Here is a 17,892-nt window from a genome sequence, read left to right on the forward strand (position 1 = left end):
CCCGGCTTCACATTTATTGCCGATACTACGGGTAACGATACCTTGTTTGTAAATGCACGTACCATCACCGCAGCCGGAACTACACGCACCTCTTTTGTACTGTATCCCAACCCCGCATCGAAGTATGTGATCTGGCAGCAGCCTGTTACCACGCACAGAACTCGTTTGCAGTTGGTTGATATGACAGGCCGGGTATTGAAACAAATTGTTGTGGGACGCAATACGCCACAAACAACCATTTCCCTGAATGGATTGCAGGCTGGTGTTTATAAATTAATGTGGACAGACGGACAAAACAAATTAAGTCGTACGTTATTGATCAAATAACTGTACATCCATAAAAAATAAGGGGTGGCCACGGAAAAACCGTGTCACCCCTTTTTCTTTAGCCATGAAAAACTATTTATTGCTCATGATCGGTAGAGGTAGCCAGCGCTCTTACCGATTCCATGTCCTGTTGCACTGCTTTTATTTTGAGCTCAGCCATCTGATATGAATCCTTACCAAGGAATACATGTAATGGCGGATTTTGTTGCTCGGCAATTTCGATCATTACAGCGGCTGCTTTAACCGGGTCACCTGTCTGTTTGTTATTGATCTGGTTCTGGTGAGCATTTTGAGACTCGCGAACGTTTTTATAATCGGCGATCTCATTTTTAGGAACTCCCAGCGATGCATCGAGAAATTCGGTCCTGAAATAACCGGGCGAAACTATCGATACGGTTATACCAAAAGGTTTAACTTCAGTTGCCAGTGATTCTGAAAAGCCATGCATTGCAAATTTGGTAGCGACATAACTGCCAAAGCCGGGGAACGTACCGGTAAAACCACCGATAGAGGCAATGTTATAGATGTGTCCTGAATGTTGTTTGCGCATGTATGGCAATGCTTTCCTGATCACATTCAGCACGCCAAATACATTCACATCGAAATTCTGCCGTACTTCTTCATCTGTTAATTCTTCCAGGCTGCCAAATAAGCCATAGCCTGCATTGTTAACCACAACATCGATGCTGCCAAAATGTGAAACGGTTTCTCTAATGGCGTTTTCAACGCTGTTCTCATTAGTAAGATCAACCGATAAAGGCAGAAATACTTCTCGGCCGGCATTCACTGCACGTTGCAGATCGGTTACATTACGGGAGGTGGCGGCTACGCGATAGCCTGATGACAATAATTTTTTGACAAGGGCGAGTCCCAATCCTTTTGACGCGCCGGTTACAAACCATATTTTATTTTTCATAAAAAATATTTTATTTGATTGTTATAAGTTTTGCTTCGTTCATGAACTTGATAACACAAAGATATATTGGCTTTTTACCTGCATTATTATCGCTTTCAAACAGATAATTGTATAATTCAAACATGTGTGGGTGGCGGTCAGATTGTTTGAAGTTTGTAAGGGTAGTTGATACAGTTGATAAAGATGATGGCGTTGAAGGAGGGAAAACGGAACCAGGAATTAGGGATTAGGAATTGGAGATTAGTATGAGAGGTTAATAAATTTTTAGGGGCAAAAAAAATGACAAGCTGAAAAGGAGTTGTATTCCTTTCAACTTGTCAACTATATCAACTTTTCGACTTAATGCCAACTTATAATCCACTACTTCATGCGTAGCACATTATATCACTTTCAACAAACCTAATTCCTGTACGCCGACGGTGTCATATTGGTCTGCTTCTTGAAGAAATGATTGAAATGCGCCGGCTCTTCAAAACCCAAAGAATAACCGATTTCGGAAATATTCCAATTGGTATGCTTCAGTAATGTTTTGGCCTCACTGGCAAGCCGTTCAAAGATATGTTCGGTGGTGGTTTTGCCGGTAGTCAATCTTATTGCACGATTTAAATGATTTACATGTACTGCCAGGTGCGACGCAAAATCCCGCGCCGAACGTAATGTGAAACGCTGGTTAGGCGATTCGATGGGGAACTGCCTTTCAAGTAGTTCAGTGAATACCGCGGTTATCCGCGCATTGGCATCCGTATGCTGGTATAAGGTTTCGGTGGGTTGCATTTTTAACGCATAATGGATCATTTCCATAATATAATTACGGATAAGATCGTATTTGAAAGCATAATCGGATTTTATTTCATCGATCATTTTTTCAAATATCTGCTGCACAAATTTATCCTGCGTTTTGTTCAAACCATAACTGGGTTTGTTGCCCGCAATGAACATGGGCAGGTCTTTGATGCCACCGCGAATGCGTTCTGTAAAAAACGCTTCCTTGAAAATGCAGAAAAATCCTTTCGGATCTTCGGTCAACGGTTCAAAAGTGTAAGGCACATTCGGGTTGAAGAATATAAGTGTTGAACCGGTTACCTCTATACTTTTATCGGCATAATGATATATATACGGTCCCTGCATGAGGGAGATCTTATAATAATCGCGGCGGGTGTAAGCCACAGGGGTTTTACCCTGCCCTACGCAATCCTCTACCCTAAATACATTAAAATGCCCGATATCCTGTTTCAGGTTATCGGGTAACCAGTTCATTTTTTGCCGGTAAAAATCTTCCAGTGTCTCTGTTCTGGCCATATACTAAATTTAAGCAAAATGTATGTAACTCTTATTTCACTGTTTCCGCTTCACCTTATAAAATTACAACAATCACCAGGCCAGCACTTTATACGATTCAAACAAAAACTTGTAAAATTCAAACAAATACTGGTGCTTAATCCAGCATATCGCAATAATAGGCGTGGGTACTGTCCTTTGAAAAATAGAGAGAATACGCATGATTTGGATCGGGCGAATAATAAAGCGCAATTGCGCCGGCGCCCAGTTTTTGCGGTGTAAACCATGCCGGTGCAGAGCCATAGGAGGGTAGTCCCATGCTATCGCGCCGGTACGGTTGTTTGGCAATAATACGCTTAAGTTCTGTTGGGCAAACTGTGAATTCAAGCCAGATACAGCAATCGAGCTTCGGTACGTACTGGTCTTTGCTATTGGTTACTGTTACACAATTGGTTTCCGGTTTGCCCATCAAAGCGGTATATATTTCCATCCCGCTTCGTTGCAGGGGATTTTCTGCGGTTCTTACAACATGGTACGCTTTACGGGCAAATAAATAACCGGTATAGATGCCTGTACAAAGGGCGAAAAGAAAAAAGAGCAGGGAAAAGTAAACGGCCTTGCGGCTTTTTTTAACAATACCGAGTAACAACAGAACGCCAAAGATGATGATAAAACCAACGGTTATAAGAATAAAGGTTAGCATGTTATTTTATTAGTAGGTACAGGATTGCAGCCCGTTGCCGGGGTTAATTTTTTATTGCCTGTATCACTTCCCGAAGATATTTATTTTCATCAATGGTTAAAACGCCCAGCCGTACAACTATCAGTTTTTTGGAGGGAATGATAAAAATATTCTGACCGCCAAAACCGTCAGCAAAGTACATATCCGCCGGTGCATCGGGGTACCAGCGTTTCGAAGGGTCGGTTTCGCCGGCGCCATTTAACCAGAACTGGTACCCGTAGCGTTTTTGTTTATTGGCGGAAGCAGGTTGAATAGTTTGCTGAACCCAATTGTCTGGTAACAACTGTTCACCCTTCCACATGCCATTATTATAATACAGTAGGCCAAAGCGGGCAAAATCGCGGGCCGAAGCATAACTATATGATGAACCGATGTAGGTGCCTGAGGCGTCGGGTTCAAGCACCAGTGAATGCATGTTTATTTTATAGAATAATGACTCATAAGGAAATGCCGGGTAAATGGAATCACCCACTGTGTGGCGAATGATGCGGCTTAAAATATTGGCATTGCCGCTTGAATAATTGAAGATGGTGCCCGGTTGAAATTTTAAAGGCAGGGCGGCGGTAAAAGCGCCCATATCGCCACGTTTGAATAACATATTCGTTGCTTCGCTGGGCGAACCGTAATCTTCCGTGAAATCGAGCCCGCTTGTTTGCTGCAGCAATTCTTTCAGCGTGATCTTTTCCTTGTCGGTGTTTTTCCATTCAGGTACCGGCGCCGGCGCATCGGGATGTAGTTTTCCCGCCTTTACCAGTACGCCTATAACGGCGGCGGTCAGGCTTTTACTCATCGACCAGCCGATCATTGGCGAGTTCTTATCAAAACCGGGTGCATAGCGTTCACCGACTATTTTTCCATCATACACCACCAGGAAGGCGCGGGTATAAGCCGGTTTCCCTTTTTTACTGAGCGCCTGCATGGCATTGTCGATCGCTTTTTGTAATTGAACGGTATCGACACTGGCCGGAACCGGTTCGGCTACCTTATCGCCATATGGCCAGGCAATGGTATCCCTGTTTTCTGGTGACGGCACAGGGATGTTAAAACGCTGTTGCCTTATCTCTGCTTCGGGAAAATCATTCACCAGCGTACAACCGATGCGGTGGCGGTAAATAGCTTTGATCTTTGCCAGTCCGAAAACGGAGGCGGTAACCGAACTGTCTTTTGTATCGATATCGTATGATGCCAGTGAAACCGGGAAGAATGATAGCTCCTGTTTTATTACGCTATCGGCATTTCGATGTTGCAGGTAAATACCGGAAGCCAGGTTCTTGGCGCCGTAACCGCTGATAATGGGGAATGCCCGCCAGCAATACCAAATTCCGTAACCCAGGGCCACTGCCAGCAGCAACAGAACAACACGAAGGATCTTTTTATATAACCGCATTCAGATAAGAATTTAAGAGTTAATAAAATTCGCACTTTACAGGTTATAATTTGTAATAAATTGGAGTTATGTTTATGAAAATGTATTTATGCCATGCCCAAAAGAGAAAAAGATATTTTTTCATTGTATGACCCGTTTATTGAATGTGGCGAAAGTTTGCATGTTAATATTAATAAAAGACGTTCGTATGGCTTTTATATAGGTGCTTTAGTCTTCTTTCTGGTACTAACGGCAAGCTCGATCTATGAAGGTCATTTAAAAGCTATAATTTTTGCTTCCCTTTCAATACTTTGTATAGCAATAATATGTGTAGTCATTTATTTGAGAAAAAACCCTGTTATAGTAATAGATGAAAAAGGAATTATTAAAAAAGAGAAATTCTATAGCTGGGAGAAGATCGGGTCAATTAAGTTTGAGTCAGCTTCAGATCTCGAAGGTAGTGATAATATTAAATTAAATTTAAAAGAGGGAAAACCAGGTCGTCTGAACCTTGAACCTCTTTTATTTTTGGATCAAAAACCAAAGGTTATAGCAGCCTATATAATAAAGTATTTTAAAGTTGATTAAGCGCTTTTCTGCCAAACTTGTTATTTTTATCGCCAAATGTACTGCTGCTAATGAAAAAAATATGCCTGTTAATAACCGTATTCCTCTGCGGGCTATTTGTGTGCGCTCAAAATACCATCGGTATTCCCAATATTACCAATTACTATAAACAGGAGTATAATGCCGGCCGGCAGAACTGGGGCATTGCGCAGGACCGCCACGGTATCATGTACTTTGCCAATAACAATGGCCTGCTAAGTTTCGACGGCACCTTCTGGCGTACCTATCCCATTCCCAATGCAACCATCGTTCGCTCCCTGGCCATCGATAAGAACGACAGAATTTATGTTGGCGGCCAGCAGGAGTTTGGTTATTTCTCCCCCAATCAATATGGTGAACTGGAATATACTTCCCTGCGTAAAGATTTACCAACAGCAGAGAACGATTTTGCCGATGTATGGGCCATTCAGATAGTTAACGATCGCATCTTTTTTCATTCTAACAAAAGAATATTCGAATATGCGAATGCCGTTTTAAGATCGTATTCCAGTGTTTACTGGGGCTTCCTTGGTTATGCAAATAACCAGTTGCTGGCATTTGAATACCAGAAAGGTTTGTTGTATTATAATAATGGCAACTGGCTTCCGCGTATAAAAACGGGTTCATTACCCAAAGGCATACAAATAAAAGCCGTTACCCATCTTGGTAACGACAGCCTGTTGCTGACTTCCATTGCCCATGGCTTGTTTATCTTAAAAGGCGAAACAGTTATACCTTTCGAAACGCCCGACATAAATGATATTGCCGCCGAAAATATTTTCGGCGCCTGCTTGCTGTCGCCCGGTAAAATTGCATTGAACACCAACCTTGGCGGGTGTATAGTAATTGATAAGAAAGGGAATTTTATTCAACGCCTTACAAAAAGCGAAGGCATCCAGAACAACAACGTGCTAAGCATGTTTGTCGACAAAGACCGTAACCTCTGGCTGGGCCTCGATAATGGCATCGACCTTGTTTCGTACAACAACGCTATCAAAAATATCTTTCCCGAGCCCATTGACCGCAATACCGGTTATACCTCTATTGTTCATAAGAACCGGCTGTACCTGGGTGTGGCCACCGGTTTGTACAAAGCCGATCTTACCGGCAGCGGTGAAGATATCAGTTATATCAAAAGTTCATTTTCGCTGGTTGAAAATTCAAAAGGACAGGTATGGAATGTTTCGGAAGTGAACGGCCAGCTGTTGATGGGCCACAGCCAGTCGGGGTTCATAGTAAATGATAATAAAGCCACCCTACTCGATAAAAGAACCGGCTTCTGGATCTTTGTTCCCTTATACGACAGTGTTCCTTCTTCTGTGATCGTTGCCGGAACATATAACGGGATCAATTTCTACAATTATAATAATGGCCGCATCACCATTTCAAACGACCAGGTAACTTTTGAGTCGGCCCGCTATGTGGTAAAGAATAAGAACATCATTTGGGCAATACATCCTTATAAAGGACTGTACATGGTTTCTTTCAATGAAAACAAACAACCGGTAGTTACAAACTATGCCGATAAGAAAAAGATCCTCTCGCAGAATCATAATCACCTCTATCGTATTGCCGGCCGAATGGTATTGACCACCGATAATGGCATTTTTGAATTCGATAATGCTCTCGATGATTTTGTTCCTTCCACTTTTTTCAAAAAGCTTTTTGGCGATACGCCAATCGATTATCTAAAAGACGACAAAAACGGCAACATCTGGTTCTGCAGCCGCAAGAGAGTAGGAGTGGCGGAATATGACAACGGCAAATACCGGCTGGTGTACCTGCCCGAACTCGACGACCGCATCATGAGCAACGGGTTCGAAAACATCAATATCATCGACAGCAACAATGTGTTGATTGCAGCTGAAAAAGGGTTCTTCCATGTAAATTATGCGCGGTATAAAAAAAGCAGGTTGCCGCTCAGCACGCTCATCAGAAAGGTACAGGTTGATTCAAAAAAGGAAGCGCTTATTTATGGCGGCTACGGCCAGGCGCTAACAACCGTTAATCCTGATATTGCTTACGCTTCCAACTCATTGTATTTTGAATGCAGCGCCATAACATATGCACAACAACAAACCACTTCGTATAGCTACTTTTTAAAAGGGTTCGACAAAGAATGGAGCGCATGGAGCCGGAAAACTGAGAAAGATTATACCAACCTGCCGCCGGGGAACTATGTTTTCCAGGTAAAAAGCAGGAACAACGTCGATAATGAGTCGCCGGTTACCAGCTATTCCTTCACCATTTTGCCACCCTGGTACCGCACCTGGTGGGCATATATATTATATGGTGTACTGTTGTTCGCCATTTTGTATTGGTTCTATAAAAATCAACAATTCAAATACCGCAAACGGGAAGCGCAAAAATTACTGCAGCAGCAACTGCGGTACGCCGAAGAACAGAAACAACTGCAGATCCTTCATGAACTGCAAATGGGTAAACGGGAAAAAGAGATCATTCAGTTAAAAAATGAAAAGCTGCAAACCGATATCGAGCACAAGAACTCGCAGCTTGCTTCCACTGCCATGAACCTGGTGCGGAAAATGGAACTTTTTTCAAAGATCAAGGACGACCTCAACGCTTTCAAAAACAATGAAGAAACCAGGGCCGCCTCAAAAGAGTTCCAAAAGATCATCCGCATGATCGACAGCGAGCTCGATGTTACCCGGGAATGGGAGCAGTTTACCGAGCACTTCGACCAGGTACATTCCAATTTTTTGAAAAAGCTGAAAGAGCAATGGCCCGATCTTACCCCCACCGAGCTAAAAATGGCCGCTTACCTGCGGTTGAATTTAACCAGTAAGGAGATCGCCCACCTTATGAACATCTCCATCAGGGGCGTGGAAACCGGCAGGTACCGCCTCCGCAAAAAGCTGGGATTAACCAGCAATGATACCAGTTTGTACGATTTTCTGATGTCAATGTGAACGATGAACGGCAACGCAGAACGCAGAAAGCAGAATGCTGAACGCGCAACGCAATACGCAGAACGCAAAACGAGCAACGCTGAGCACAACGCTGAATGTTGAAGGCCCAACGCTGAACGACTGCCTCCGCAATTTGATCCTCCCGAATAGTCCCTCTCAGTCTGAAAAAGAAAGACGTTGCAGTCCGCGGTATGCGTTGGCTTTTTTACGTCTTTTCGTATCGCTTTTAGGCCTTTGCGTACCGAAATAAGGTTGCTGTAGCTTCATCTGATTGATTATCAATAATTAAGTTTTAGACTGACGAGGTTTTGACGTAGCCCAAAATTGACGTTTAGTGCTGTTTATTCGTTTTTTTACAATTCGAAAAACCAAACAGCTGCCATCTATGCGTCAAAAACGATTGTCTTTGGTTATCCTGTCTAGCCTGATTTTATCCCCCTTTGTAAAAGCCCAAACAGACAGCACACCACAACCTGTTACCATTGTACCCGGGAGCAATAATTATAATTTGTTGTACCAGGTACAACCCAAAAAAAATAGTACATCGGCCGTTTCGGAAGTGTTCACACCCGACCTCATTAAAACCAACACCCCCACTTTTGGCGGCTGGCTGGCAGGTCGTGTAGCCGGCTTACATGCTTTTCAAACATCCGGTGAACCGGGTAACGATGATTATTCATTCCTGCTCCGCGGTCAGGCCCCTATGGTGCTGATCGATGGAACGCCGCAAAGTTTTCCATCCATCAACCCCGAACAGATCGAATCGATCACCATTCTGAAAGATGCGGTGGCCACCGCCATGCTCGGTATGCGTGGCGGAAATGGCGCCATCCTCATTACCACCAAAAAAGGCTCGCGCAACGGACAGCATATTGAAGCAAGCGTGCAACATGGTGTTCAAATGCCCACGCAGTTGCCAAAGTTTGTAAATGCATATAAATATGCAACCCTGTACAATGAAGCCCTGGCCAATGATGGACTGGCGCCCCTGTACTCGCAAAGCGACCTGGCCGCCTATCAAAATGGCTCCGATCCCAAAGAACATCCTGATGTAAACTGGCAGAAGCAGGTGCTGAAGAACACCGCGCCGTTCAGCCGTTACGATGTTTCTATTTCGGGCGGTAACCTGAACACCCGTTATTTTGTGAACCTCGATTACCTGCACCAGGGTGGATTATTCAAAAAAGAAGGATTCAATACTTATAATACCAATGCCGATTACAAGCGGTATATTTTAAGATCGAACGTTCAGGTAAACCTGAATAAATTCATCAGCTCATCGCTGAACCTGTTTGGCAGAATTCAGAACACCAACCAGCCGGGCGCCAACACGGCGTCTATTTTCACCAACTTTTTCAACACACCCAATAATGCGTACCCTGTTTTAAATTCCGATGGCTCACTGGGCGGCAATGCCGATTACCTGACGAACATTTACGCACAATCAGTGCTTACGGGTTACCGGCCATCGTATGAGCGCGATTTCAAAGTTGATCTTAATGTGAGGGGCAACCTCGATGTAATTGCAAAGGGGTTGTGGGTAAAAGTGCTCGGTGCGGTAAATGCTTATCAGCGCGAATCGACAAACCGCAGCAAAACATTTGCCGTGTTTAAAGAAACTACCGACAATGCCGGTCACCCCATGTATACAAAATACGGCATTGCCGGCGACATGGTAAATACAATTACCATCAATAGCCAGAACCGGTTGTTCTATACCGAATTCTCGATGGGGTATAGTAAAGAATTCAATGGCGCCAGTCATTTGGATGCCATTGTTGTGGCCAGCAATGACAACCGCATGGTGAATAGTGAACTGCCCTTTAATTACAGCGGAATAAGCGCCAAAGTTTCATACAGCCATAATGATAAATACCTGTTTGAAGCAACGGCAGGGTATAACGGCACCGAACGTTTTCCCAAAAGCAAACGGTATGGTTTATTTCCCGCGGTTGGACTGGGCTGGAATATCGCCAGGGAAAATTTCGTAAAAAACAATGTGGAATGGCTGAACGATCTGAAACTGCGTGTATCGGGCGGCAGAACCGGTAACGCCAACGTAGGATATTATGATTACTACCAGTATTATGTAACCGGCGATGGATATGGATTTGGAAATACCATTCCGCCCGCGGCCCAAACTGTAACGCTGCAGCAGGGTAGCCTCGCCAACCCCCATATTACCTGGGAAAAAGCCGACAAGATCTCCGCCGGCCTGGAAGCCACCCTGTTCAACCGTGCGCTCACTTTCTCTGTAGATTATTTCAACGACAAATATTTCGATCTGGTTCAAACGCCTGCCAGCGGTTCTTCGATGTTGGGAACCGCCTATGCACAACAGAATATAGGAACCAACAGGTATAAGGGACTGGAATTGCAGGCAACCTGGCAGCGTGAAAAAGATGGGTTCCATTATTTCATTGCACCGAATGTAACCGTGCTGAAGAACAAAGTAGAATATATGGCAGAACCGGCCTGGCCTTATTCATATATGGCGCAAACCGGTAAACCTGTGGGGCAGGCCTATGGTTATGTAGCCGATGGTTTGTTTAATTCGAAAGATGAAATAACCGCTCATGCCTTCCAGGGCAACAATATTGTGCCCGGCGACATTCGCTATAAAGATCTTAACAATGATGGCATCATCGATGGTTTCGATCAGCAACCTATAGGCAATCAACAACCTTTTGTTTTCTATGGCGCCAATGCCGGCATCGGTTATAAAGGACTCAATCTTACCATGCTGTGGCAGGGTGCGCACAACCGCGATGTACAATTGACCGGCTACCGCGCTTTTCAGAACAATGGCAAAGGCCAGGCTATGGAAATGCATGAGAACCGCTGGACACCCGGTAATAACAATGCCGGTTACCCGAGGTTATGGGTGGGCAATAACCCAAACAATATGGTCACTTCCTCATACTGGATCCGTTCGGGCAACTTCCTGCGGTTGAAGAATATAGAGCTCGGTTATGCCATTCCGCAAAAATTGTTGCCCAGGCTGAAGGTCGATCAGGTGCGGTTCTTTATCAATGCCACGAACCTGGTTACTATTTCAAAGTTGAACGATAGTAATATCGATCCTGAAAATACAACCGGCGTTTACCCGATCATGAAAACCTGCACAGCCGGTGTTACCATTAAGTTATAGACCCAATTGAACTATTTAAAACGACTTGTATGCATCTGAAAAATATAATAATAGTAAGTGCGGTTGTGTTGTTGGTGGCCGGTTGTAAGAAAATGAACAACGGTCCCCAGGAGTTTTATACAGAAGAATACGTGTTTGACCCCCTCGACAAGAACGGGCTGGCCGCCCAGCAGGCGCTGGCCAATTTATATACCAGCATGCCAACGGGTTTTAACCGTATCGGCGGCGATGTGTTGGAAACAGCTACCGATGACGCTATTCCCTCACGCAATGGTACAACCATACAACTGCTCATCAATAGCAATATCACCAACAGCAACAATCCTGAAGCGGCGTGGACGAAGAACTATGAAGGTATTCGCAAAGCAAACCTGTTTCTACGCAACGTAGATGTAGTACCCAAGCCGGCCGAGGTGATCATCTGGAAAGCCGAAGCCCGCTTTTTACGTGCCTATTTTTATTTTGAATTGCTGAAGCGCTACGGTGGTGTGCCCATTGTCGGCGATACTGTTTTCAGTACCACCGACAGAATTCAACTAAAGCGCAACACCTTTGAACAATGCGTGAATTACATAGTGGCGGAATGCGATGCTGTAAAGGGAATGCTGCGCGCTGAACCTATAGCGTCAAATGATTTCGGCAAAGCATCGCGGGGCGCAGCCCTCGCATTGAAAGCAAGGACCCTGTTATACGCGGCCAGCCCGTTATACAATGGCGGGGTACCTGCCGGCGCCAGCGGTGAACAAAGGGAGTTGATGGGATATGCCGCTTATGACGTTGAACGCTGGAACAAAGCTGCCATAGCTGCCAATGATCTGCTGGCGTTGAATGTATATCCGCTTGAAACTGCATACAACAACGTATTTATACACAGAAGGAATAACGAAGTTATTCTCTCGTACCTCCGCGGAACGACCACCGATGTGGAAACCAATAACGGCCCGGTGGGGTACAGCGAAGGCGGTACGGGGTATGGACAAACCAGTCCCACCCAGGACCTGGTAAATGCGTTTGGCATGAACAACGGAAAATTCATCGACGAAGCCGGTTCAAACTATAACCCTGCCGCTCCCTATACCAACCGCGATCCGCGTTTGGCCCTTACAGTATTTACCAATGGCGCGCAATGGCTGAACCGCGCGGTTCAAACTTATGAAGGCGGGCTCGACAAACCAGGTTTTAACGCCCAACAAACCAGAACGGGTTATTACATGAGAAAATTCATGGGCAACTTCAGCACGGCTACAGCCTACACCGCGCAGAATCACAATTTCGTTTTGTTCCGTTCTGCGGAAGTGATGCTGAACTATGCCGAAGCATTGAATGAGTATTCAGGTCCCGTACAATTTGTATACAACCAGCTGATCAATTTGCGTAAACGTGCCGGCATAGCTGCCGGTGCAGATGCCAGATATGGCCTTAGCGCAACACTATCAAAAGACAGTATGCGTATTGTAATTCAAAACGAGCGCCGCGTTGAAATGGCGTTTGAAGAGCAACGCTACTGGGACCTTCGCCGTTGGAAAACAGCTGAACAGGAATTGAATAAGAACCTTGGAGGAATGAAGATCACAAACAATAACGGCGTGTTCACCTATCAGCCGGTAACCGCCGGAGCCATCGTGTTCACCGCACCAAAAATGTATTTCTATCCCATTCCACACGATGAAATCACTAAAAATCCCCTTCTTATCCAAAACTACGGTTGGTAATAACCGCTCAATAACTGTTATATGAAAAGATCAGCACTCCTCATAATATGTATATTCCTCGCGGGCCGCTTACTGGCGCAAACCCAAACAATAACGGGGAAGGTCACTACCAGTACCGGTGAAGCTATTGCCGGTGTAACCATTTACGAAAAAGACGTACCCAACTCGGGTGCCGTATCTGACCGCAACGGCATCTTCAAACTCGACCTGCGTGGCAAGGGTATTCTCATCGTTCAATCGATGGGCTTTTTGCAGAAAGAAGTTCAGGTGGGCGGCAAAACAGAAATAGATGTTCAGTTAGCAATAGATGCCAAAGGATTGGAAGATGTGGTGGTAATTGGTTACGGGCAAAAAAAGAAGATTACCAATACCGGAGCGGTAAGCGCCATCGGCGGTGCCGAAATTCGCGAAACGCCAACCGCCAGTTTGCAGAACGCACTGGCCGGCCGCGTAACCGGTTTTACTACTCAACAACGAAGCGGTAAACCGGGGTCAGATGGCGCCAATATGCTGATCCGTGGTTTAAGCACAATGTCGGGCAACGGTGCGCCGCTGGTAATCGTAGATGACCTCGAATTTGCCGGCAACATTTCAGAGATAGATGCCGACCAGGTTGAAAGTATATCTATCTTGAAGGACGCTTCTACCACTGCCATCTATGGTATCAAAGGCGCCAACGGGGTAATTGTGATCACTACCCGCAGAGGTAAGAACGGCCGCCCCCAGATCACCCTTCGTTCTGAGGCAGCCGGCCAACGGCCTACTTATTTGCCCGATTACCTTGGCTCATACGACGTAGCCCGCCTGCGAAACGAAGCGCTTAAGAACGATGGACTGGCCGCGCAATTCACTGAAGAAGATCTGCAAAAATTCAAAGACGGATCCGACCCATTCGGGCATCCCGATATAGATTGGGCGAAAACATTGTTGCGTCCCTTTTCCATGCAAACCTATAACAACCTGAATATTTCGGGCGGAACCGAAAAAGCGAAATACTTTATCTCTGCCGGTTATTTATGGCAAAACGGGATGGTAAAGGATTTTACGGTAGATGAAGACCTGAACAGCAATTATTATTATAAACGTTACAATTTCCGGTCGAACCTTGATTTCAATGCGACGAAATCGCTTACCTTAAACGTTGACCTGTCGGGCAATTTTGCCAATCGCAATGAACCGAATATCGGTGGCCGCAACGCCCGCAACAACGTGTTCTTCGAGATCAGCGATTACACGCAATTGCCGCCATTTGCCTATAACCCTTATAATCCCGATGGCTCGTATGGCGCTAACCCTACCGTTGGCAGTTATTCAAACAGTATCATCGGCCGTTTTGCCCTCGGTGGTTATAACAGGTCGTATGATAATACCATTACCACCAATTTACGCGCAACACAAAAACTCGATTTTCTTGTTCGCGGTTTATCGGTAAAAGGAATTATCGGCTATAATGCCATGACGCGCTTCTGGCGCAGTATGACAAGAACTTCTTTCCCTGCATATAAATACGATGCGGCAGCCGACACCTATTCACCTTTTGATCCCAACGTATTCAGGGTTGAAAAACTGAACCTCGGTTATGTTACCGATGCAAACAACAGCGCCAAAAAGCTGAACCTGCAGGCTGCCATCAACTATGACCGTACGATCAACGGTCATCACGTATATGCACTGGCATTGTTCAACCAAACCAGCGATAACAGGGGCGCCGATGAACCGGTTTATTTCCGTGGTTATGCATTCCGCGCTGGTTACGATTTTCACCAGAAATACCTGTTTGAACTGAATGCCGGTTACAATGGCAGCAGCCGCTTTTCATCAGGGAAAAGATATAGCTGGTTCCCCGCTGTTTCAGCAGGCTGGAACGTGGCTGAAGAAGATTTTATAAAAAATAATGTAAGGTTCCTCGACCTGCTGAAGCTGCGCGTTACCTATGGCATAATGGGAACAGACGCGATCTCTGATGGTTCTGCATACAGGTATCTGCAGCTCTACAACCGTACCGGTACCTATTCCATCGGTGATGTAAGCACAACCGTTAACGGTATTGTTGAAGGTACCCTTGGTAATGATATTACCTGGGAAAAGGAACGTCAGCCCGATTTCGGTATCGACATTCGCATGTTCCGTGGCAAGGTTACATTTACCGCCGATTATTTCAGCCGTTACCGTTATAATATCATGATCACCCGCGGCAGCGTTCCTACTATTCTTGGAGTTAACCTGCCGCCGGTGAACCTCGGCCGGGTACAGAACAGGGGTTTTGAAGTGGAAGCAGGTTATAACAACAGCTACCGCAACTTCCGCTATTCGGCAAAAGCGAATATGTCGTATGCAAAGAACAAGGTGCTGTACATGGATGAAGCCATGCCGGCATATCCCTGGCTGAACCGCACCGGTAATCCGCTGGGCACTATTCCCGGTTACCAGTTCATTGGTTATTATACAGATGATGCCGATGTGGCAGCGAGCCCAAAACCTGCAGGGTTAACGCCGAAACGCGGCGATCTTAAGTATGCCGACCTCAATAAGGATAATGTGATCGATGTAAATGATCAGCGTATCATGAAATATCCCAACCTGCCCAACACTATTTTGGGTTTTACAGGTTCGGTAGGTTATAAAAGTATCAGCTTCTCTTTCACGCTGCAAAGCGCACTCAACTTTGCGAATCGTAAAGTGGCGGAGTCTATCAATCCGTTCGCCAATAACCTGCGCCCGATCCACGCCAATGCATGGCGCCCCGATAACCCCGATCCTGATTTTCCCCGTCTTACCACTGTGGGCAGCATCAGTAATGCAACCACCTACCCGTCTGACTACTGGTTCCGCCGCAGCGATTACCTGCGTATAAAGACCATTCAGCTCGCTTACGACCTGCCAAAGAAAATGGCTGAAAGAATTTCATTGCAGGGCGTAAGAATATACACCAGTGGTTATAACCTGGCTACCTGGATGCTGGTTGACAAGAATATTTACGAGGTAGATCCTGAAACGCCATCAGGTACGGAAGGTGGTGATTACCCTGTGCAGAAAGTGATCAATTTTGGATTACAGGTTACTTTCTGATAAAAAATAATATCGTAGAACTTAAACTAACGAATATACCATGATGAAAAAGATAATGGCAATAATGGCGGGATGTGCGTTCGTTGCATTGTGCAGCTGTGAGAAGAAAGACCTGCTTGATGCCAAACCCAATACGAATCTGAATGAAGAAACCACTTTCAGTGATAGCGCCCGTACCATAGATTTTCTTTTCGGGATATATGCCGATATAGGTTTTTCGTTCGGCTACCGGCGTTATACTTATGCCAGTAACATCAGCGCAGGTACAGCCGAAGGCTGCGATGAGGCCGTACACCGCCTGAGCGGGGCCACCCAGCCTTTTGTGTATTTATTTAATGGAACGCTGAACGCCGTCAATACGGCGCCCTATGAATATATGTGGTGGCGCCCGTGGACCAATATCCGCCGTGCAAATGTGTTCTTGTCGAAAGTAGATGGCGCACCATTGTCAGATGCTACCAAAACAATGGCAAAAGCCGAGGCCCGTTTTTTACGCGCCTGGTATTATTCTATTTTACTGAAGAATTTTGGCGGTATTCCGGTTATAGAGGATAAAGTGTTTGGGCCGGCCGACGACATCAATATGCCCCGCAATTCATACGAGGATTGCGTAAATTATATCATTGGTGAAATTGAAAAGGCAGCCGATGATTTGCCGGTTGAACATATTTCGCAGAATTTCGGCCGCATAACAAAAGGCGCCTGTCTTGGTTTGAAATCGCGGGTGTTGTTATGCGCTGCGAGTCCGCTTTTCAATGGCGGTAGCGTTGCTACCGATGAGGCACAAAAAAAAGTGACCTCATACCCTTCATTCGATCAGCAACGCTGGCAAAAGGCCGCCGATGCCGCAAAAGCGGTCATCGATATGGGCTTTTATGCATTGCATGAAGACAATGCCACTGCGCCCGGTTATGGATTTTCGCGCGTGTTCCTGATCCGTAAGAACCGCGAGTATATTTTACCCGGCATGCAGGGCCCCAATAAAACAATGGAAGGTTTTGCTTTGCCAAAATCGAGAAATACCGGAACCACGCAAACGGCGCCTTCACAAAACCTGGCCGAAGCGTTTGGGATGATCAACGGAAAGCCGATCACCGATCCGGCATCAGGTTTTGATCCTAACGATCCGTTTGTAAACCGCGATCCCCGTTTCAATTATACGTTTATCTATAATGGTTCGCTGTGGTACTCATCAACCACAGGTAACCGCCAGCCGCTGTATACTTATAATGGCGCACCCAATGATGGTTATGGCACCGTGGCCTGGGCAACGGGTTACTGGTGGCGCAAGATGATGGATGAGAACACGGCACAAAATGCCGGCCCCAATACCGACCGCTGTCTGCCGTTGATCCGTTATGCAGAGATCCTGCTTAACTATGCAGAAGCGGCCAATGAAATGGGCAACACCGGCATTGCTTATGATCAGCTGAAACTGATCCGTAAACGTGCAGGTATACAACCCGGCGTAGATGGATTGTACGGTGTGGCTGCGGGCCTCGGCAAAGAAGATATGCGTAAGGTATTACAGAACGAACGCCAGGTTGAACTGGCCTATGAAGATCACCGTTACTGGGATGTACGCCGGTGGAAAATTGCCCAGGCAACCCAGAACGTGGAAATGAAGGCGATGAAAATAACAAAGACCGGAGCAACGAGCTATACCTATGAAGTAGTACCCATAAACGTCAACGCGAAACATCAGTTCAATGACGCTTACTACCTGTTTCCAATCATGCAATCAGAACTGGCCAAAAACCCGAATTTGATTCAAAATCCCGGGTACTAAGCCATT

At 45.6% G+C, this 17,892-nt stretch carries 11 protein-coding genes; 7 read left to right on the top strand and 4 right to left on the bottom strand.

Annotated elements, in window-relative coordinates; translation table 11 throughout:
• Nucleotides 1-327: T9SS type A sorting domain-containing protein (locus tag A4R26_RS30285; RefSeq protein WP_133054828.1), on the top strand; the 327-nt coding region annotated here is incomplete at its 5' end.
• A 76-nt stretch (nt 328-403) separates the two neighbouring features.
• On the opposite strand, the gene A4R26_RS30290 is transcribed toward A4R26_RS30285, so the two are convergent.
• From A4R26_RS30290 to A4R26_RS30305, 4 genes are all read right to left on the bottom strand, one after another.
• On the bottom strand, nt 404-1,243 hold the full coding sequence (locus A4R26_RS30290) for an SDR family oxidoreductase (RefSeq protein ID WP_081170273.1): 840 nt from the start codon (nt 1,241-1,243) through the stop codon (nt 404-406).
• A 399-nt stretch (nt 1,244-1,642) separates the two neighbouring features.
• Complete coding sequence (locus tag A4R26_RS30295; protein ID WP_081170274.1) at nt 1,643-2,542, bottom strand: helix-turn-helix domain-containing protein; 900 nt, start codon at nt 2,540-2,542, stop codon at nt 1,643-1,645.
• 136 nt (nt 2,543-2,678) lie between these two features.
• Entirely contained in the window at nt 2,679-3,224 is a 546-nt protein-coding gene (locus A4R26_RS30300; RefSeq protein ID WP_081170275.1) for a hypothetical protein, read from the bottom strand.
• A 43-nt stretch (nt 3,225-3,267) separates the two neighbouring features.
• Nucleotides 3,268-4,650 carry a serine hydrolase domain-containing protein gene (locus A4R26_RS30305; RefSeq protein ID WP_081170276.1) on the bottom strand — a complete coding sequence of 461 codons (1,383 nt, stop codon included), beginning with the start codon at nt 4,648-4,650 and terminating at the stop codon, nt 3,268-3,270.
• A 93-nt stretch (nt 4,651-4,743) separates the two neighbouring features.
• Here A4R26_RS30305 and A4R26_RS30310 point away from each other — a divergent pair, with 93 nt between their 5' ends.
• From A4R26_RS30310 to A4R26_RS30335, 6 genes are all read left to right on the top strand, one after another.
• Nucleotides 4,744-5,217, top strand: a complete 474-nt coding sequence (locus tag A4R26_RS30310) for a DUF986 family protein (protein ID WP_081170277.1) — start codon at nt 4,744-4,746, stop codon at nt 5,215-5,217.
• Between the two features lie 50 nt (nt 5,218-5,267).
• Complete coding sequence (locus A4R26_RS30315; RefSeq protein ID WP_081170278.1) at nt 5,268-8,165, top strand: triple tyrosine motif-containing protein; 2,898 nt, start codon at nt 5,268-5,270, stop codon at nt 8,163-8,165.
• A 385-nt stretch (nt 8,166-8,550) separates the two neighbouring features.
• The gene (locus A4R26_RS30320) at nt 8,551-11,316 is read left to right on the top strand and encodes a SusC/RagA family TonB-linked outer membrane protein (protein ID WP_133054829.1); all 2,766 of its coding nucleotides are present in this window, start codon (nt 8,551-8,553) and stop codon (nt 11,314-11,316) included.
• A 29-nt stretch (nt 11,317-11,345) separates the two neighbouring features.
• Nucleotides 11,346-13,028, top strand: coding sequence for a RagB/SusD family nutrient uptake outer membrane protein (locus A4R26_RS30325; RefSeq protein ID WP_081170280.1), 1,683 nt, complete (start codon nt 11,346-11,348; stop codon nt 13,026-13,028).
• A gap of 21 nt (nt 13,029-13,049) precedes the next feature.
• The gene (locus A4R26_RS30330; protein WP_081170281.1) at nt 13,050-16,097 is read left to right on the top strand and encodes a SusC/RagA family TonB-linked outer membrane protein; all 3,048 of its coding nucleotides are present in this window, start codon (nt 13,050-13,052) and stop codon (nt 16,095-16,097) included.
• Between the two features lie 40 nt (nt 16,098-16,137).
• A complete protein-coding gene (locus A4R26_RS30335) occupies nt 16,138-17,886 on the top strand; it encodes a RagB/SusD family nutrient uptake outer membrane protein (RefSeq protein WP_081170282.1) in 1,749 nt (582 codons plus the stop codon).
• The last annotated feature ends 6 nt before the right edge of the window (nt 17,887-17,892 follow it).

The organism is Niastella populi, assembly GCF_002078015.1.
Lineage (GTDB): Bacteria > Bacteroidota > Bacteroidia > Chitinophagales > Chitinophagaceae > Niastella > Niastella populi.